General features: G+C 40.8%; 8 protein-coding genes. 5 read left to right on the top strand and 3 right to left on the bottom strand.

Annotated features, from left to right (window positions below):
- Positions 1–492: 492 nt before the first annotated feature.
- From L0657_RS03510 to L0657_RS03500, 3 genes are all read right to left on the bottom strand, one after another.
- Positions 493–4,077 carry a VCBS repeat-containing protein gene (locus L0657_RS03510; protein WP_235149010.1) on the bottom strand — a complete coding sequence of 1,195 codons (3,585 nt, stop codon included), beginning with the start codon at positions 4,075–4,077 and terminating at the stop codon, positions 493–495.
- Between the two features lie 94 nt (positions 4,078–4,171).
- On the bottom strand, positions 4,172–5,914 hold the full coding sequence (locus L0657_RS03505) for a RagB/SusD family nutrient uptake outer membrane protein (protein WP_235149009.1): 1,743 nt from the start codon (positions 5,912–5,914) through the stop codon (positions 4,172–4,174).
- 67 nt (positions 5,915–5,981) lie between these two features.
- Entirely contained in the window at positions 5,982–9,239 is a 3,258-nt protein-coding gene (locus tag L0657_RS03500) for a SusC/RagA family TonB-linked outer membrane protein (RefSeq protein WP_409014965.1), read from the bottom strand.
- A 214-nt stretch (positions 9,240–9,453) separates the two neighbouring features.
- On the opposite strand from L0657_RS03500, the gene L0657_RS03495 reads away from it, so the two are divergent.
- The 5 genes from L0657_RS03495 to L0657_RS03475 all read left to right on the top strand — a co-directional run bounded on the left by L0657_RS03495 (position 9,454) and on the right by L0657_RS03475 (position 18,596).
- Positions 9,454–10,989, top strand: coding sequence for a VCBS repeat-containing protein (locus L0657_RS03495; RefSeq protein WP_235149008.1), 1,536 nt, complete (start codon positions 9,454–9,456; stop codon positions 10,987–10,989).
- Between the two features lie 221 nt (positions 10,990–11,210).
- Positions 11,211–11,804 carry an RNA polymerase sigma factor gene (locus L0657_RS03490; RefSeq protein ID WP_235149007.1) on the top strand — a complete coding sequence of 198 codons (594 nt, stop codon included), beginning with the start codon at positions 11,211–11,213 and terminating at the stop codon, positions 11,802–11,804.
- Positions 11,805–11,898: 94 nt separating this feature from the next.
- Positions 11,899–13,005, top strand: a complete 1,107-nt coding sequence (locus L0657_RS03485) for a FecR family protein (RefSeq protein WP_235149006.1) — start codon at positions 11,899–11,901, stop codon at positions 13,003–13,005.
- 216 nt (positions 13,006–13,221) lie between these two features.
- Positions 13,222–16,791, top strand: a complete 3,570-nt coding sequence (locus tag L0657_RS03480) for a TonB-dependent receptor (RefSeq protein WP_235149005.1) — start codon at positions 13,222–13,224, stop codon at positions 16,789–16,791.
- 26 nt (positions 16,792–16,817) lie between these two features.
- Positions 16,818–18,596, top strand: coding sequence for a RagB/SusD family nutrient uptake outer membrane protein (locus tag L0657_RS03475; protein WP_235149004.1), 1,779 nt, complete (start codon positions 16,818–16,820; stop codon positions 18,594–18,596).
- Positions 18,597–18,614 lie beyond the last annotated feature (18 nt).

Genomic DNA, 18,614 nt, shown 5'->3' with positions numbered 1-18,614 from the left:
TGCAACAAGTAGTTTAATATTTGATAATAGTATTTTTAGTACAACTTTAACTCATGTTGTACTATTCCAACAAATAGTACTATTTATGGCTTTATATAATTATTTTAGGAAAAACGTAAAAGTTACCTAAATTCTTAATTGTGCAACTATATCTCCTAATTAGCCAATGATTTAATTGCTTATTGGCGAGTTTTCGCGAAACCAAAGCAGAAGTTTACCTACAATCCGCGGAACAAGCGAACTTATAGCGACAGAATGTCAAACCTTAATCAAGGATTTAGTGAATTTGATTGGAAGTTAAACAGGCAATTTGTTGTGCTCCCTGCGATTTATAGAAATGAAAAAAAAATAATTTGTAGGAACTCACGGAACTGCTGCGCAATTTTGGATTAGAATCAGAAATCGGCTTAGGTCAGATTAACAACTGGTGAAGCGATATATTTAAACAATCAGAGAAATCAATGGATCTCCCTGATTGTTTTGATAGAGATTTTACTTGACAATTCTCGCCTCACCTTTTGCATCAATAATTTCTGCACTCAAAACGTAGTCGGGCAAAAGTAATTTGTGCGCAGATTGAGATAAAAAGGAAGAGCCGTAATTTATTTCTTCACGACGAATTTTGCCGTTTTTCAGTTTAAGGATCGCCGTATTTTCCGTCGCAAGTAATGGCACTGATTTCATCATGGAGCGAGATTGATGAAATCTTAGGGAATCTTTATTCTGAGATGTTATCGTCATTAACTTACCATCGGCAGCAGACAATTTCACCATCGCTTTGGCATTACCGGTAACCATATACCCACCTTTTTCACAACTAAGCGAACCAAACCCACCTTTCCCATTCCCCTTCAAAATCAGGCCATTGAACGCGTCGTACCTACCAACAGAAACATCGGAACCAAAATCATTTCCGCATAACATTACATCGAGATTTCCATCGCCATCAATATCCTCAGTCACCATGCTAAAAAGCGGTGCAAACTGAGCCTCAACAGGTAATTCGTGCACTTTAAACTTCCCTCCTCCCAGGTTTTCAACGTAACTGCTTTTTAACCAGTTCGCTTTCAACATCAAAGCATCTTTCAGCTCATCCGGTTTAAAAATATCCTTAATACCTGCATCTGAAAATTTACCGTATTCCTGAAAACGCTGCCTAACCTGAATGATCTGTTTGCCCATTTCATCACGGGTATTGTATGGAAATTCTTTATAACTGCCATCTTTCCCTTTATAAAAAACGGTTGGAATCGCGTCAAAAAAACCATCTTTGTTTATATCCTTCGCATAAATGCCAATTGGTTGCTTATCACTTGCCCGGTTCAAGGAGTTAAGTCCCAGGTTACCGGCCAGATAATCCATATCGCCATCATTGTCAAAATCTCCGGTGGCCAACGTTCCCCAAAGCCCTTTCTGGTTCTCCAGTCCGGAGTTATGTTTCTTGAATGTGCCTTTTACATTTTTAAAAAAAGTCAGCGGCATCCATTCGCCTGCCGCAAGCAAATCGACCCAGCCGTCGTTATCAAAGTCCGTCCAAAGAACGTCACAGACCAAACCAATATTAATGAGTTCCGGAGCAATTGACTTCGTAACGTCTGTAAACTTAACCTGTCCACCAGCAGAATCATTACGAAGTAAATAGCTGGAAACAGGCTTTGGATATGCCCCGGGCTCAACCCTTCCACCGATAAAAAGATCCAGATCGCCATCCCGGTCATAGTCCGCTGCTTTTACACAAGACCCGCTTTTCAGGAATTTGGGTAAGGCACTGGCATTTTGAGAAAATTGTCCCTTTCCATTATTGATATATAACCTGTCCTGCAAAGCGTCGCTGTTAGCCTGCATTTCATAACTCCCGCTGACGATATATAAATCCAGATCTTCGTCCAGATCCGCATCAAACAACAAAACGCCCATATCCTCAGCATTTTTCGAAGGGCCGTCAGCTCCTGGAAGTAAATCGGTGTTTACAAATTTTCCGTCGGGTTGCTGCAATAAAAATCTTCCCTTATGAAACATTGCCCCGCCAATGAAAACGTCGTCAAGTTTATCTCCATTTACGTCACCAACCGCGAGTGCAGGACCATATTGAGACAACTTATGCGGCAATAATTTCTGAACATTAAAATCAATATTGTCTTGTTCTTCGTGTCGGTATTTTACGTCTAAAAGTTCAGTGATATCCTGCATTAGTGCCTCCTCAACAGCTTTTGCAGGTTCAGCTTCCTCTTTTGCATTTTTTTCATAAACCGTCAAAACCTGATTCGCTTTTACATTTCTGAGGGTCTGAGTTTTTCCCCCGGTCCAGGTGACTACAAGTTTATCAATCGTTTTTACCTTACCCAAACCAAAATGTGTTACAGGTTCCACAGTTGACAAATAACCTCTGAAAGGTGAATTTTCGGCATACTGCTTGTGACTTCCATTATAGCTTATTCCCGCAACAGCCCCTATGCCATTGCCATTGTAACCTTCACCTTTAAATTTGATCCGCAGATAATTACTTTCTTCGGGCTTTAATTGTATTGAATTATTTCGGTAGACCGCGGCCGAATCATTAATGTTATTGACCACATAATCGAGGTCACCGTCATTATCAAGATCTGCATACGCTGCTCCGTTGGAAAAACCTGGCAGTTCGATACCCCAGTCGTCCGTAACATCTTCGAAGCGCAGGTTCCCTTTATTTTTATATGCAAAGTTTTTTATTTTAACCGAAGGGACATAATCCAGTAACATCATTTTGGTCATCACGTTCCCCACCTCATTCCGGTAAGCAATAAAATCCATGTCGGTAATATCTCTTGGAAAACCATTGGTGATAATAATATCACGCAAACCGTCATTGTCAAAATCTGTCACCATCGGCGTCCAGCTCCAATCCGTTTCAGCAATACCACTTAACAGCCCTATTTCACTAAAAACAGGACTCTTGTTCGTTTTTTTTGTTTTGCCAAGATTCAACTGAAGGGTATTTCTTGCCACCTGATACTGGTAATGATACAGTTCATAGTTTTGGTAAGTGATATAACTACTTGCGGGAGTCATCATCTTTTTCCTGAAATTTGTCGCTGGCATCATATCCAGGGCTACGATATCAGGTAAGCCATCATTATTGATATCTGCAACATCATTTCCCATTGCGGAATGTGAGGTATGTTTGAAAGCCGCATCTGCCATATTCGTAAAACCGAGATGTTTTCCGGCAGCATCTTTCCCATTATTGATATACAAAAGATCGTTCGTCAGATAATCATTGGTGACATAAATATCTTTCCAACCATCCTGGTTAACGTCGGTCACATTTACCCCCAAACCATAACCTTCAATAAGAATTCCTGCGTCTTTTGAAACATTAGTAAAAACCGGATGTCCAAGTGTTTTGTCCCAATCGTTCCTATAAAGTCTGTCTGTTCTTTTAGAAGATCCGTCAATTATTTTTTCGTGAAACTTATTTGGAAAATTATTATCATCCATTTCATTGACCACCAGAAACAAATCCAGATCTCCATCGTTGTCGTAATCCAGAAATGCTGCGTTTGTCGTGTGTGTTGTATCAGCAACTCCATATTCTTTTCCCATTTCTTTGAATACCGGAACTTTATCGGCTCCCATTCCCTGGTTGACATACAGCAGATTTTCTCTTTCTTTCGCAACTTTACGCACTGTCGAACATACATAAATGTCCAATAGTCCGTCATTGTTTATATCGATGAGTGCCACACCTGACGACCATTTATTTTCAGCAGCCACGCCTGCTTTTTTTGTAACATCTTCAAACCGGAGACCACCGTCGTCATCGGCTCCTTTATTCAAATAGAGCTTATTATCTACTGAATTTCCAGTAAAGTAAATATCTGGCAGGCTATCATTATTAAAATCTCCAAGTGCCACTCCGCCGCCATTGTACACATATTCAAAGGCAAGAATGTTCATCGTATCATTTTCTGCGATACGATTAGAAAAATTTATACCCGTTTCCTCACTGTCCAGCATGGTAAAAGTTTTCAGCTTTTTTTTACAGGAATTCAGCAACGGGATAACTAAAAATAACAAGAGTAAATATCGTACGGACATAGAGAAAATTTACGGAGTAAGCACCAGCTGAAATTAAGAAAAGGAGATGGTACTTACGCACCATCTCCTTTATTTTATTGATAGGACTTTTGAATTAATATCCCGGATTTTGAATAAGAATATCCTTGCCGATAAGGTCAACCTGATCCTGTGGAAGAGGAAGATATTCATTCTTATTTGCTGTAAATGTAGAACCGCCCAGAGCACCACTTAATTTCTTACTTTCATAAGCCAGATAAGCATTAATTTCAGCGGCTGCTGTTCCCCATCTTACTAAGTCAAAAAACCGGTGTCCTTCTCCTGAAAGTTCAAGCTTTCTTTCGAAACGCACTGCTGTGCGAGCAGCGTCTTTGCTTGCCCATGCTGTTTTGTAAGTGTCAATCACATAATTTGCAGCGTTTTCACCCGATGCACGTTTTACAAAACTTGCAGGATTTGATGCGCGTGCTCTCACCAAATTAACATATTCGCGTGCTTTTTCCAGCGATCCAACTTCAACCTCTGCCTCAGCTGCCATCAATAATACGTCAGCATAACGAATAATATTTACGTTGATCGCGGTGTATCCCGGAGTCCATGAACTGTTATCCTGCAAACTACCGATATCAGTTCTGTAATAAGCATATTTTTTGGTTGTATATGGACCTGCATTTGGCTGATTACGAATCCAGTCATTACCTGGGTGATCGATCCAGTCAAGATACGGAATTCCTCTACGTCCAATCGAATGATCAAGACGAGGATCTACAGGGCCTGCATCTGGTGTAAATGCGTCCGAAGATTTTAGTCCCATATCTGTTTTCAATTCGTTAGCCGCACTGTTGTACGTTCCATCCAAAAGTGGCAAACCTGTTGCGTCCGTCCGGAAAGAGTTACCCAATTCAAAACTTGGAGCAAAAAAGCTACAACAGTTCCCTGGACCATTTGGACCCGTATTGTATGGCCAGTTAAGGTCAAATTCCGGGTTTGCGTTGTTTACGCTACCTGTATTAGCTGCTGCCTGGATGGCAAAAACTGATTCAGAATTATTGTCATTGCTTGCTTTAAATGCATCCTGAAATCGTGGAACAAGTGCATACTTTTTGCCATTCGTAGTTTGTCCGTTAGCAATGATCAGATCATAAAGCACCTTTGCTTCTGCAAACTTTTTCTGATACATGTAGACTTTTGCAAGGTAAGCTCCGGCTGCCCATTTATTAACCCGACCAGCTGCTGCCTGTGTTTCAGGCAAATTGTCGTAAGCAAATTTTAGATCAGCCTCGATAAAAGGCCATAGATCCTTATCATTGGATACTTTTTCGATACCCGTTCCATAATCTACCGTTTCATCTACGTATGGCGTATTGTTAAAGCCTCTTTTCAGTTCAAAATAATAGTGACCTCTTAAAAATCTGGCTTCCGCTGAAATTCTTGATTTGTCAGCGTCAGTCACATCTTCTTTTGCAACCCCTATCAATCTCATAACCAGGTTAGCACGCGCAACTCCTTCATACAAACCAGTCCATTTGTCAGCAATAACACCTTGCGTAGTAATATATTGAAACCGTTGAATCGGGTTAATATCACTGAAATCCCCAGGATCGGTTCCTTTGTTGGCATCACCTCCGCGAATACTTCCCCAAACCCAGTTACTTGCGCTGGCCATACGGTTGGAACGACCATTTAGTTGTCCATATACCGATACTAAAACACCTTCCAAACCTTTTTTATCGGAAAGTTGTGCTTCATCCAATTGCCCGGTGGCTGGTACTTCCAGGAAACTTTCCTTACATGAATACCCTATCAGCATTATTGCAAAAACTACCAGCAATAATCCCTTTGATTTAGTTTTTTTCATTTTGATAATATTTTTGATTTCAATTATTTGATATCAACTTTTGAAATAATGTCTTGATTGAGTTTTATCAAAATCCAAGATTAACACCAAACGTATAACTTCTTGTGATTGGATAATTTCCTACGTCAATACCGAAGTTAGTATCTGCGTTACCTCCTACGCCTGGATCAAGTCCCTGGTATTTTGTGACTGTGAACAAGTTGTTTGTAGAAGCATAAAATCTAAGTTTCTGCATTTTTATCTTGCTCAAAAGACGGCTTGGAAGTGTGTATCCCAATGTAATATTCTGCATACGAAAGAAAGAACCATTTTCTACATAGAAAGAATTTGATTGCGTGTTCGTACTGAAATTTGAAGTTGATTCGAAAATTGGCGTTTGCGTATTTCTGTTGTCAGGAAGCCATGAATCTTTTACTCTTGAACTTACAGCTGCACCGGTAAAGGATGGATAAAAATCTGTAAACCATTTGGAGACGTTAAAGATTTTGTTTCCAAGAGAAGTATACATATAGGTTGCCACATCAAAGCCTTTATAGTTCAATGAGATATTGATACCGCCTGTGAATTTTGGTACCGGACTACCCAAATACGTTCTATCCTCCGAATCAATTGTACCATCGTTATTCAAATCTGCATATCTGAAGCGCCCCGGAGCCGCACCGTCCTGTGTAGCTGCTCCGTCAACTTCTGCCTTATCAGCAAAAAGCCCTACCACCTGGTATCCGAAAAAGGAAGATATAGATTGACCAACCTGGTTTCTGATTGGATTAATTCCCCTGAAACCTGGGTTAGCAGCTGCGGAAGAGATGTATTCAATGCCTGGCGCAAGGGATTCTATATTATTCTTAAGCACCCCTGCTGTAAAGTTAAGCTCATATCCCAGATCCTTGTTTAGTTTGCCACGGTTGATGATCTGCAAGTCAATCCCTTTGTTTGACATTTTTGCTACGTTAACCGAAGGAGCTGATGCTCTGTAACCAGCAGTTGCGGTAACCGGCACCTGGAACAATAAATCCTTGGTGTCTTTTTGCCACAGATCAAGGATCACATCAAACTTTCCTTTGAAAAATGTTCCATCAATCCCAATATTCTGCGTGACGCTGGTTTCCCATTTTGCATTCACGTTACCGATACGCGTACGGTAATAACCTTCCATTGCGCTGGTATTTGTGCCATTCAAATCGTATGCAGATTCAGCGATATTCGCTCCGTATAAACTATACTGGTTGTTTGGATCCACGTTGTTCGAGTTCCCCATCAAACCGTAACCTCCACGAATTTTAAGCTCTGTAATGAAAGGAATTGATTTCATGAATTCTTCCGAAGACAAACGCCATGCCGCTGAAAATGCAGGGAATACACCATAACGATTGTTTGCACCGAATCTTGAAGAACCATCTCTACGCACAACCCCTGTAACAATGTATTTGTCATTGAAGGTATAGTTGGCTCGGGCAAAAAGTGAGTAAAAGTTAACACCTTTGTAATAATCGCTGTTAACAACTTTTGAGCTCACGTTTGTCATATTGATATAATTGATATCCGTTGAGAAAGGATTCAAACCTGACGATGACTGATTTTTTCCAGCACCTGTGTTCAACGCTTCCTGACCAACGATCACATCAATTGTATGCAACCCGAGTTGTTTTTTATAGTTCAAAGTATTGGTCAATGTCCATGCCAAACGATGTCCGGCACCCTCGTTGAATCCAAAAGCTGAGTTATTTTCAGAGTTTTCATACTGCAGCCTGCTATATCCTCTGTTGCTGTAACTGGTATACTGAGCACCGATGCTTGTGCGGAAAGTCAAACCTTGGATAATATCCAGTTCAGCATAAAGGTTACCGAAACCTTGTCCGGCAAACCCGCGGTTATTCGCCTGACCATCCCGGGCTGCTACCGGGTTACGCGGGTTATTAAAACCTTTTGCTGCTGTTCCTGCATATCCACCAAACTCATCATAAACCGGAATAATTGACGGCATCCGGAAAGCTGAAAGAATATCGTTTTCGTCAGCAGCTACACCCTGACCACCTCCTCCACCGCCTTGTCCTAAAACCTGTAGGTAAGTAAACTGAGCATTCTGACCGATCCTCAGATTTTTCAATACGTCAAACTCTGTATTAACCCGGAAAGCATATCTTTTAAAACTATTGTTTAAAAGTATCCCTTTCTGATCCTGAACGCTGAAACCTGTATAATACCTGCTCGTTTCCGAACCTCCCGAAAAGCCTAATGAATGTCTTTGAATTGGTGCTACACGGGTAATCGCATCATACCAGTCTGTTCCTTGTTTGTTTGCTTTTACAACCTGATAAATCGATCCTCTTGTTGGGTCAACATTATATTTCAGTCTTTCAGCAGCGAGATCTAACGTACCGATTACGCCGGTTCTTCCTCCTACGTTGATGTAATCAGGAAGCACGGGCGTATTACCGCTGCCGTACTGGCCGCTGGCAATATTTGAAAAATTAGGAGCATCTCCTGTTTGAAATGCATTATTTCTCTCCGCTTGCCAGGTCCAGTCTGCCTGTTCCTGCGGATTAAGCATGCTTTGTCCTTTTCCGGGCGTGGTAAATCCAAGCATCCCGTCGTAAGTCACACTTAACTTTTTAGCTTTTTTCGTACCTTTTTTAGTGGTATAAACAATAACCCCATTGGCTGCACGCGCACCATAGATAGAAGCAGCCGCTGCATCTTTAAGAACCGTAGTAGATTCAATATCGTCAGGATTTAAAAAATCCGTCGAACCTGTCGGAATACCGTCAACAATGTACAAAGGTTCGTTACCACCAAACGCACCAAACCCGCGGACACGAATCTGGCTGGTCGTACCCGGCTGACCGTTCGTTATAACAGTTACGCCGGCAACACGTCCCTGAAGTTGTTGTTCAACGTTTCCGGAAGGAGAAGCTGTCAAATCCTTTGACTTCACTGTTGCTACCGCACCGGTGGTCTCTCTGCGACTATCAACCGTGTATCCAGTAACGATCACTTCTTCGAGGGCCGACACGTCGTCGTCCATTTTAATATCGACAACACTTTGGTTCCCAACAGGCACTTCCTTGGTTGCATAGCCAACGAAACTGATAACGAGTACGTCAGTTGCTGACCGGACATTTAAAGTATACTGACCTTCGCTGTTGGTGTTGGTTCCCATTTGGGTGCCTTTGATTACGACTGTCGCGCCTGGAATTCCAGAGCCGGCGATATCTGTAATACGGCCGCTTACTTTCCGTTCCTGAGCCATGGTGACCATAGTCGAGAAGCATAAAAAGAAACAGCAGACTAAACTCCTGACGGAGCTCGTGTAGATTTGTTTCATAAAATTTAGTTAGGTTAATTAATATCGATCCAAATGTATTATTATTCAATCATATAATTGTGCAATTGAGAGGAATATTTTTATTTAGATAATAAATTGTATTATAGTAAGTCGAAATAGTGTAACCTTTTGTACTATTTAAGGTTACATATAACTTTGGGTTACAAAATTATAGCTTTGAAATAATCTGGTGTACCTATAACCAACGATCTTCATGAGACTGAATATTTTTCAGAATGTGTTTTGTAACTGTCTGTTTATTATTATTTTAATAACATTTTTCAACTGCAACACGCGTCATGCGAGGCCGGGTGAATATGCAAAACCACTCGTAAAATTACATTGCTCGGGCTGTCATCTCGCGCCGTCCCCTTCCTTGCTTGATAAGACAACCTGGGTTACAAGCGTATTGCCGGCTATGGCTGAACAGCTGGGTATAGAGGTGCTACAGGGAAACGTTTATTTTCATACAAAACAGGCAAGAATATCAAGTAGTGACTGGCAAAAAATAGTCAGTTATTATCAAACACTGGCGCCGGAAAAACTGGAACCGCATCATCAATTATCATCTGTAAACAGGGATATATCCATTTTTGATATTAAGAAACCAAAAAGAGATTCATCCGAAGTTTCGGCAACGACACTGACTGCAATAAACCCTGAGGATCAGCATATTTACACGAGTTCTCTTAATAAACCTGCCTTGTATCAATGGAATCAAAAGCTTGATAAAATTGCATCTGAGCCTCTCGAAACAGCGGCTGTGGACATCGCTTTTGACAAACGTCAAAAAATTGTTACCAGCATGGGAGGTATGCGTGCACTCGACAATACAATTGGCCAAATTTTGATTTTCGACCGCAAACGTGATAAAGTCACCTCCGGGCAATTATCTGACAGCTATATACGTCCTATCCAGACGAGGCCCGTGGATTTGAATAGTGATGGGTTGATGGATTATATTATTTGCAGCTTCGGACATACACGGGGAGGATTATTCTGGCTTAGGCAACTCACGAACGGAAAATTCAAGAATATTGAAATCCGGGCGTCAGCAGGAGCAACACAAAGTGAAACCGGAGACTTCAATGGTGACGGGTGGAAAGACATTGTCACCCTTTTCGCACATGGAGACGAGGGAATCTGGTTGTTTCTGAATGACAGGAAGGGTGGGTTTACTACAAAAAACCTTATCCGCTTTCCGCCGGTATTTGGTTCGAGCAGTTTTCAGTTGGCCGACATGAATAATGACGGCAGGCCTGACATCATTTACACCGCCGGTGATAATAGTGATTATTCAAGAATCCTGAAACCGTATCATGGTTTGTATATATTCCTGAATAAAGGAAATATGCGTTTCGAACAGTCCGCCTTTTATCCTGTCAATGGCTGTACCAAAGCAATGGCAGCAGACTTTGATCTGGATGGTGATATGGATATTGCAACAATTTCTTTCTTTGCCGATTTCAAAAACAAACCGGAACAAAAATTTCTTTACTTTGAAAATTTCATTGATTCTGATAAATCGACCCAGTTTTTGAAGCCTGGTACGGTACCTGTTAGTAAAGACGGCAGATGGATTTCAATGGACGTAAATGATTACGACAACGACGGCGACAAGGATATTATTCTCGGAAATTTTTCAAAAGGATTTATGAACCAACCAGATTTAGCGCCGACCTGGGATACACATACGCCTTTCATCATTTTAGAAAATAACATCAAAAAAACTATTCATGAAATTAAATAATTCCAATATTATAGTCTTCCATAAACAATCATCCTGTTTACGAAAAATAACTTTTATAAATAATTTCCATATAAAATTATATTTATTATTTAAATTTTGTAACTTAAATTAAATTATCAATATTCGATAAAAAAATGATAATATCCGCAAAGTAGGGCTGCCAAAATTGTTCTATTTTAATAATTTTTGATACTTTTGGAAAATCTAATCTAACTGACTTTTTGACGCCAAACTCTATACATACAGAAGACAAATTACTTTGGCAGACCTTCAAACGAGGTGATGAAGATGCGTTTACGACACTCTATCAAAGATACGTGCGTGTGCTATATGCTTATGGGAAAAAGCTAATCGCGGACGAAGAGACGGTTGAAGATATGGTGCAAGACCTATTTATCGACCTTTGGCAAAGCAGGGCTAGGCTTGCGGATGTTGAATCTCCGAAGTTTTACCTATTCCGTTCGCTTAGGCGCCGCATTCACAAACATCAAACCGGGAAACTCCAGAATATTCAATGTTGGGAGAATGTTGAGGAAGGCATCCATCCTGTTTCATTTCCCAAAGAGTATGAGATGATCGAAGCCGAAAGTTTTCAAAAACAAAAAGACGACCTTAATCTCTGGCTAAAAAATTTGCCGGTTCGGCAATATGAAGTGCTCATGCTAAAATTCTATCAGGATTTTAATCATGAGGAAATTGCCGAAATCCTCTCTATTAATGAACAATCCGTTCGAAACCTGCTACAACGTGCCGTTCTAAAACTGCGCCAGCTTACAATCTCCCTACTTTTTACAGGTTTATTTTTATTTTTTTAAAAATATCTTCCTTCAAGTGAGTTAAATATTTAGCTAACCTTCTCTTTCAGTGTAGAGGTCAAGTTTTATTTTTTCACAGAATAGTTCAATCGATATGAGTTATTACCATTACGAGGTAACTGACTTTCTTGAAGATAATGATTTTAGGGCATGGATTTATGATCCGGCACCTGAAAAGGATCTGTATTGGAAAGACTTTTTGATCCGTTATCCGGAAAAATCGGAAATGATTTCAAACGCTAAATCTATTTTGCTTGAACTTAAAAAGGATTCTGAAAATCAATTTCCCACTGATCAAAAGGTTGAAGATTTATTATTCAACATCAACTCGGTAAAAAATAAAAAACGCTTCTTCTCTATCGAGATATTTTCTTCTTCTACTGCATTATCAATTGCATCAGCTGCTATGTTGATTTTGCTATTAGGCTGGCTTATCAAACCAGCAGACAACGATAAATCAATCACCTACGAGGAATTAATATCGTCTGCAGAATCACCCCTAAATGAAAAAACCAACAACTCATCCAAACCCCTGAGTTTTACATTGCCAGATTCCAGCACGGTGGTTCTTCAACCCATGTCGTGTATCAGCTATTGCGAAGATTTTGAAAAAAATAACAAGAGAGAAATTTATCTTTCCGGAGAGGCATTTTTCGATGTTACCAAAAACCCTGACCGCCCATTTTTTGTATATTCCAATGAATTGATAACCAAAGTATTAGGCACAAGTTTTATCGTAAAGGCATTTGATTGTGAAAAACAAGTAGAGGTTGAGGTTAAAACCGGAAAAGTTTCAGTTTTCACAAGAAACGATCCGGATGCAAAGCTTAATCAATCTAATGCAGAACTGGGTGGTACCATTATTACGCCTAACCAAAAAGTTCTTTTTTCCAGAGAAGAGATAAGAATTAAAAAATCATTGGTAGAGTCACCTGAAATTATTGCTTCCTCAGTTTTGCCAGCTCCTATGTTAAAATTTCAGGATAAAAATGTCTCACAAATTTTTGCAAACCTCGAACAGACCTACGGAATTGATATTGTTTATGATGAAGAACTTTTTGGAAGTTGTCTTTTAACTGCATCATTTACCAATGAAAACCTTTACGACAAAATTGATTTGATATGCAAAGGCATAGAAGCAAATTTTGAAATTGTAGACGCACGTGTGGTCATTAGCGGCAGAGGGTGTCATCAGGAATAAAAAACTTTACACAAACTATAAATTACCAGTTAAACCTAACCTTTCTAACCAACCTGTTCACTATGACCTGATTAATAATAATAAAAAAAGGTTGATGATGTTTGCACCATCACCAACCCGATCAATTTAATCCCCAACACGATTTACATCCGCTCCAAACGGATGGAGGATTTGTTTTGCCCATTTTTTCCATTTAAACAAAACTTAAGTAAAGTTATGAAAAAATTGTATCCTAACTATGCTCATTGGCAGATCATTATGAGATTCAGTTGTACTCAACTCATCATTGCAGCACTTCTGTCGACTATTTCCATGGCGCGTGTGAGCGAGGCCCAGGAAATCCTGAATAACCGCGTAACGCTTCAGATGCAAAATCAGGACGTTCGTAAGGTGCTTAATACGATAGAAGAACAAGTAAAAGTGAAGTTTCTTTACAGTTCAAGCCTGATTAAAGCAGAAAGAAAAATTTCTGTAAATCTTCAGCAGCAGCAACTGGGAGAGGTTTTAAAGGTGATTTTAAATCCGCTTAATTTATCTTACGAGGTTTCAGGAAAGCAGATTATTCTTAAACGTATTAAATTACAGACAGAAGATCTTACGCCTCAAAAATTCAAAAGCCAGGCACTTGAAAGATCAATTTCCGGTATGGTTACTGATGGAAGCGGTGCAGGCCTTCCAGGTGTTTCTGTGATTGTGAAAGGCAGCTCACGAGGAACAAATACGGACGGCGAGGGATCCTATAAGATTGACGCGCCGGACGGAAATGTAACTTTGACATTCAGTTTCGTTGGTTTCAGTTCAAAGGATGTTGAAGTTTCGGCAAGCCAAACTACGGCAAACGTTATACTTACAACAGACGAAAAATTATTGAGCGAAGTAGTTGTTGTCGGTTATGGTACTGCCAAAAAGAAGGATTTGACTGGTGCAGTTTCGGTTGTAAAAGTTGCTGAACTTACAGAACAGGCTAACTCAAACCTTTCAAATCAGTTGCAAGGACGTGCATCAGGTGTGACGGTACTTACTTCTGGTCAGCCGGGCCAGGCTCCGCAGGTTCGTATCCGTGGTATCAACTCCTTTGGTAACAACACGCCGCTTTATGTTGTGGATGGAGTACCAACGCAGGATATCAACAACCTTAATCCGAATGACGTTGCTACAATGCAGGTTTTGAAAGATGCAGGTTCTGCTTCTATCTATGGTTCTCGTGCCTCGAATGGTGTGGTCGTTATCACAACAAAACGTGGTACAGGAAAAGTGAAAGTTAGCTATGACATGTATTATGGATCACAAACAGTTCAGAAAGGAAATGTTTATGACGCGCTTTCATCTCAGGGCATGGCTGACCTTAAATTTCTGGCGCTAAAAAATTCAGGCGTTGCGATTAATGATCCACAATACGGAAGCGGAGCAACACCGGTTTTACCCGACTATATCGTACCGACAGGTATGAGTGAAGGTTCGGTTGATCTTTCCAAATATTATGTAAACCCGAACTACACGGACAAAGCTGATATGGATTCTTTTTACAGAATCGTAAAAGCAAACAAACAAGGTACGGACTGGTTCCACGAAATATTCAAAAATGCTCCGATCCAAAGCCATAACTTGTCGGTGAGCGGCGGCGGAACGGGTGGAAGTTACATGTTTTCGTTCAACCATTTTAACCAACAGGGAAACCTGACGAACACTTATTTGAAAAGATATACGGTTCGTGCAAATAGTCAATATAATGTAAGCAAGCACATTCGTGTTGGCGAAAACATTGCATTGGCATTGGTGAACAATCCAAGATCTACAATTCTTGAAGAAGGCGGTGCGATTGGTATGGCTTATCGTATGCAACCGATCATTCCGGTTTATGATGTTCAGGGAAATTATGCGGGCTCATTCGGAAGTGGTCTGGGTAATGCGAAAAATCCTGTCGCTATTCGTGACCGCGCACGTAACAACGTTGGATTGAACAATAGTGTATTCGGAAATATGTTCGCCGAAGTTGATTTCCTTAAAGACTTTGTCGTCCGCTCAAGCTTCGGTGGTAATTATTATTCAGAGAGAGGAAATTCATTCGCTTATCCTGAGTGGGAAAATGCTGAAAACGTAACGACAAACGCCTACACTGAATACACAAATACAGGTTTCAACTGGACATGGACAAACACTTTGTCTTATGAACATACATTTAATGACGTTCATTCGATTAAAGTGTTAGCCGGAACTGAGGCTTATACAAGCACTGGACGTGAAGTGGGTGGTACTTCTCAGAACTACTTTTCTTTTGACCCAAACTATACAATTTTGTCAACCGGGTCAGGAACTCCGACTAACTACAGCGCAAAATATTCGGACGCCTTATTCTCTTATATCGGACGGATCGACTACAATTTCAAAGATCGTTATTTGTTAAGCGCTACAATCCGTCGTGATGGATCGTCACGTTTCACAAACCAATTCGGTTTGTTCCCTGCCGTAAGCGCCGGATGGAGAGTGAAAGAAGAAGCTTTCATGAAAGGTGTTGACTGGATCTCAGATCTTAAAATTCGTGGAGGTTATGGTATTATGGGTAACCAGTTCAATGTTAACCCTGCTAATGCTTTCACAACATACGGACTGAACAGAAGCAATTCATTTTATGATATCCGTGGAACAGGAAACAGCACAGTACAAGGCTTCCAGAGAACACGCGTTGGAAATCCAAATGCTAAATGGGAAAGTAATATCAACTCAAACATTGGTATCGATGCAACTTTATTCAACGGCGCAGTGGACCTAACCATTGACTACTACCAAAAAAATATCAATGATTTGCTGTTCTCTCCTGAATTGGCCGGTACCGTTGGACAAGGTACTGCGCCAGCTGTAAACATTGGTAAAATGGCAAATAAGGGAATTGACATGTCGATTTATGCTGAAAAGAATATCACAAAAGATTTCAAGCTAAATGCGACAGTTACGTTGACAACTTATAACAACGAGATCAAAAAGATCACAGACGGAGCTACATATTTTGATCAGGAAAGTCGCCGGTTCAACGGTAGTAACATTATTCGTAATGCTGTTGGGCACTCAATCGGTCAGTTCTTCGGGTACCAGATCGATGGCTTCTGGAATACTCAGCAGGAAATCGATCAGGCAAATGCCAGCGCTATTGAGATATCAGGGAACGCTGACGCAGTTTATCAAAACGAAGTTAAAGTCGGTCGTTTCCGTTATGCAGATATCAACGGAGATGGGATTATAACTTCTGATGACCGTACTTTCCTTGGTAACCCAAGTCCTAAATTCAGTTATGGTTTAAATATCGGAGCAAACTATAAAAACTTTGATTTTGGTATTTTCTTCTATGGTGTACAAGGCAATGAAATCTGGAATAACCTGAAATGGTGGAACGACTTCTATACCAATTTCCAGGGAGCGAAAAGCAATACCGCTTTATATGATTCATGGACTCCAACGAACATGAATGCAACCGCGCCAATTCAGGAAAACACAGGTTCTTTCAGTACTACAAACGTTCCAAACTCTTACTATGTGGAGAACGGATCGTACCTGCGCGCTAAAAATGCTCAGCTGGGTTACACCTTGCCTAAAAGTTTGACACAAAGCCTGAAAATTGAAAGACTTCGTGTTTACGTTCAAACTGCAAATCTGTTCACGATCACTAAATATTCAGGTCCGGATCCGGAAGTTGGACAAAGCCAGGTTGCTGGTTCTACTGCCTTTGGTCTTGACGAAGGTGTTTATCCTAACACACGTCAATTCCTGATAGGTTTAAATCTGACATTCTAATTACTGTATCCTTAAACAGAAAAAAGATGAAAAAATTAAGATTTTCCAAAATAGCGTTAGTTGTTGCCTTCGGATTAATGTCCTATGCCTGCCAGGACAGTTTCCTTGATAAACCAGCATTAGGGGCTTTGAGTGACGCTCAATTAAGTACAAAGGCGGGAGTGGATGGCCTTTTGGTAGGTGCTTATGCCGCCCTCGACGGAAATGGAGTTGGTGCAGCTAGTGCATGGGATGCAGCGGCAGACAACTGGATTTATGGTAGCATCGCCGGTGGAGATGCAAAAAAGGGAAGTGACGGGGCCGATCAGCCTGGGATAAACTCGATCATGATTTATAGTCATGGTCCAAGTAACGGTTTTTTTAATAGTAAATGGAAAGCTGTTTATGAAGGAATTAACCGGGCTAATACAGTTTTAAAATTTGTCCCGCTCGTGACTTCCGGTATGACGGATGCTGAGAAAGTAAGTTTCACTGCCCAGGCACGTTTCCTGCGCGGACATTATTATTTTGAACTGAAGAAAATGTTTAACATGGTTCCATGGGTTGATGAAACAACGGTGGATCCTGCGATGGTAACAAATGATACAGACATTTGGCCGAACATCGAAGCTGATTTCAAATTTGCTATGGATAACCTTCCGGCAACTCAGTCAGAAGTGGGTCGCGTCAACAAGTGGGCCGCTGCTGCTTATCTGGGGAAAACTTATTTGTACGAGAAAAAATTTACTGATGCAAAAACGGTTTTTGATCAGGTAATTAGTTCTGGCGTCACCAGCAATGGTTTGAAATATGATCTTTTGCCAAAGTTCCAGGATAACTTTGACGCCGCCCAGAAAAATCTTGCTGAATCAGTTTTTGCGGTTCAAATGGCAGCAAATGATGGAACGAATACCATTGATAACGCAAATACTGGTGGTATGCTTAATTTTCCATACAACTCTCCGTTCCGTTGCTGTGGGTTTTATCAGCCAAGTCTTGACCTGGCAAATTCATTCCAGACAGATGCAAACGGACTTCCTTTGGTAGATACTTACAATAATACTACGTTGAAAAATGACATGGGCGTAAAATCTGACGCAGCTTATACTCCTGACGCTTCTGTTCCGCTGGACCCACGCATTGACTGGACAGTTGGTCGTCGCGGCATTCCTTTCCTTGACTGGGGAACTCACCCTGGACAAGACTGGATTCGTGATCAGGGATATGCAGGCCCATATTCTCCGAAGAAAAACATGTACTACCAGGCGACGCAGGATAAATATTCTGATCAGCATTCATGGGCTCCGGGAACGGCCATCAACGTTCAAATTATCCGTTTTGCTGATGTTTTGCTAATGGCTGCGGAAGCTGAGGCGCAGGCCGGAAGTTTGGAAAAGGCACAGGAATATGTGAATAAAGTGCGTGCGCGCGCAGCAAAGCCTGCGAGTTGGGTTTATACCTACGCAGATCCTACAAAACCGATGGGAGGTTATACAACAACGCCAGCTAGTAATTATAAAATCGCTGAATATCCCGCGGGATCCTTTGCCGCAAAAGGTAAAGATGGGGCTTTGAAAGCAATTTATTTTGAACGCAAAGTGGAGCTTGCCATGGAAGGTCATCGCTTCTTTGACCTGTCACGTTGGGGTATCGCGGAACAAGCGTTGAATGCTTATGTAGCTTTCGAAAGTAAAATCACGCCGGATGTGAGTGGTGGAAAATTCATTAAAAATAGAAATGAATATTTCCCGATCCCACAAACGCAGATCGATTTGAGTACCAGAAATGGTGTTTCGTCTTTGAAACAAAATCCAGGATATCAGTAACCAATTTTAATCATCAAG

This window comes from Dyadobacter sp. CY345, from assembly GCF_021502725.1.
GTDB lineage: Bacteria > Bacteroidota > Bacteroidia > Cytophagales > Spirosomataceae > Dyadobacter.
Note: the sequence above shows the minus strand (reverse complement) of the source record. Positions and strands in the feature narration are given on the sequence as shown.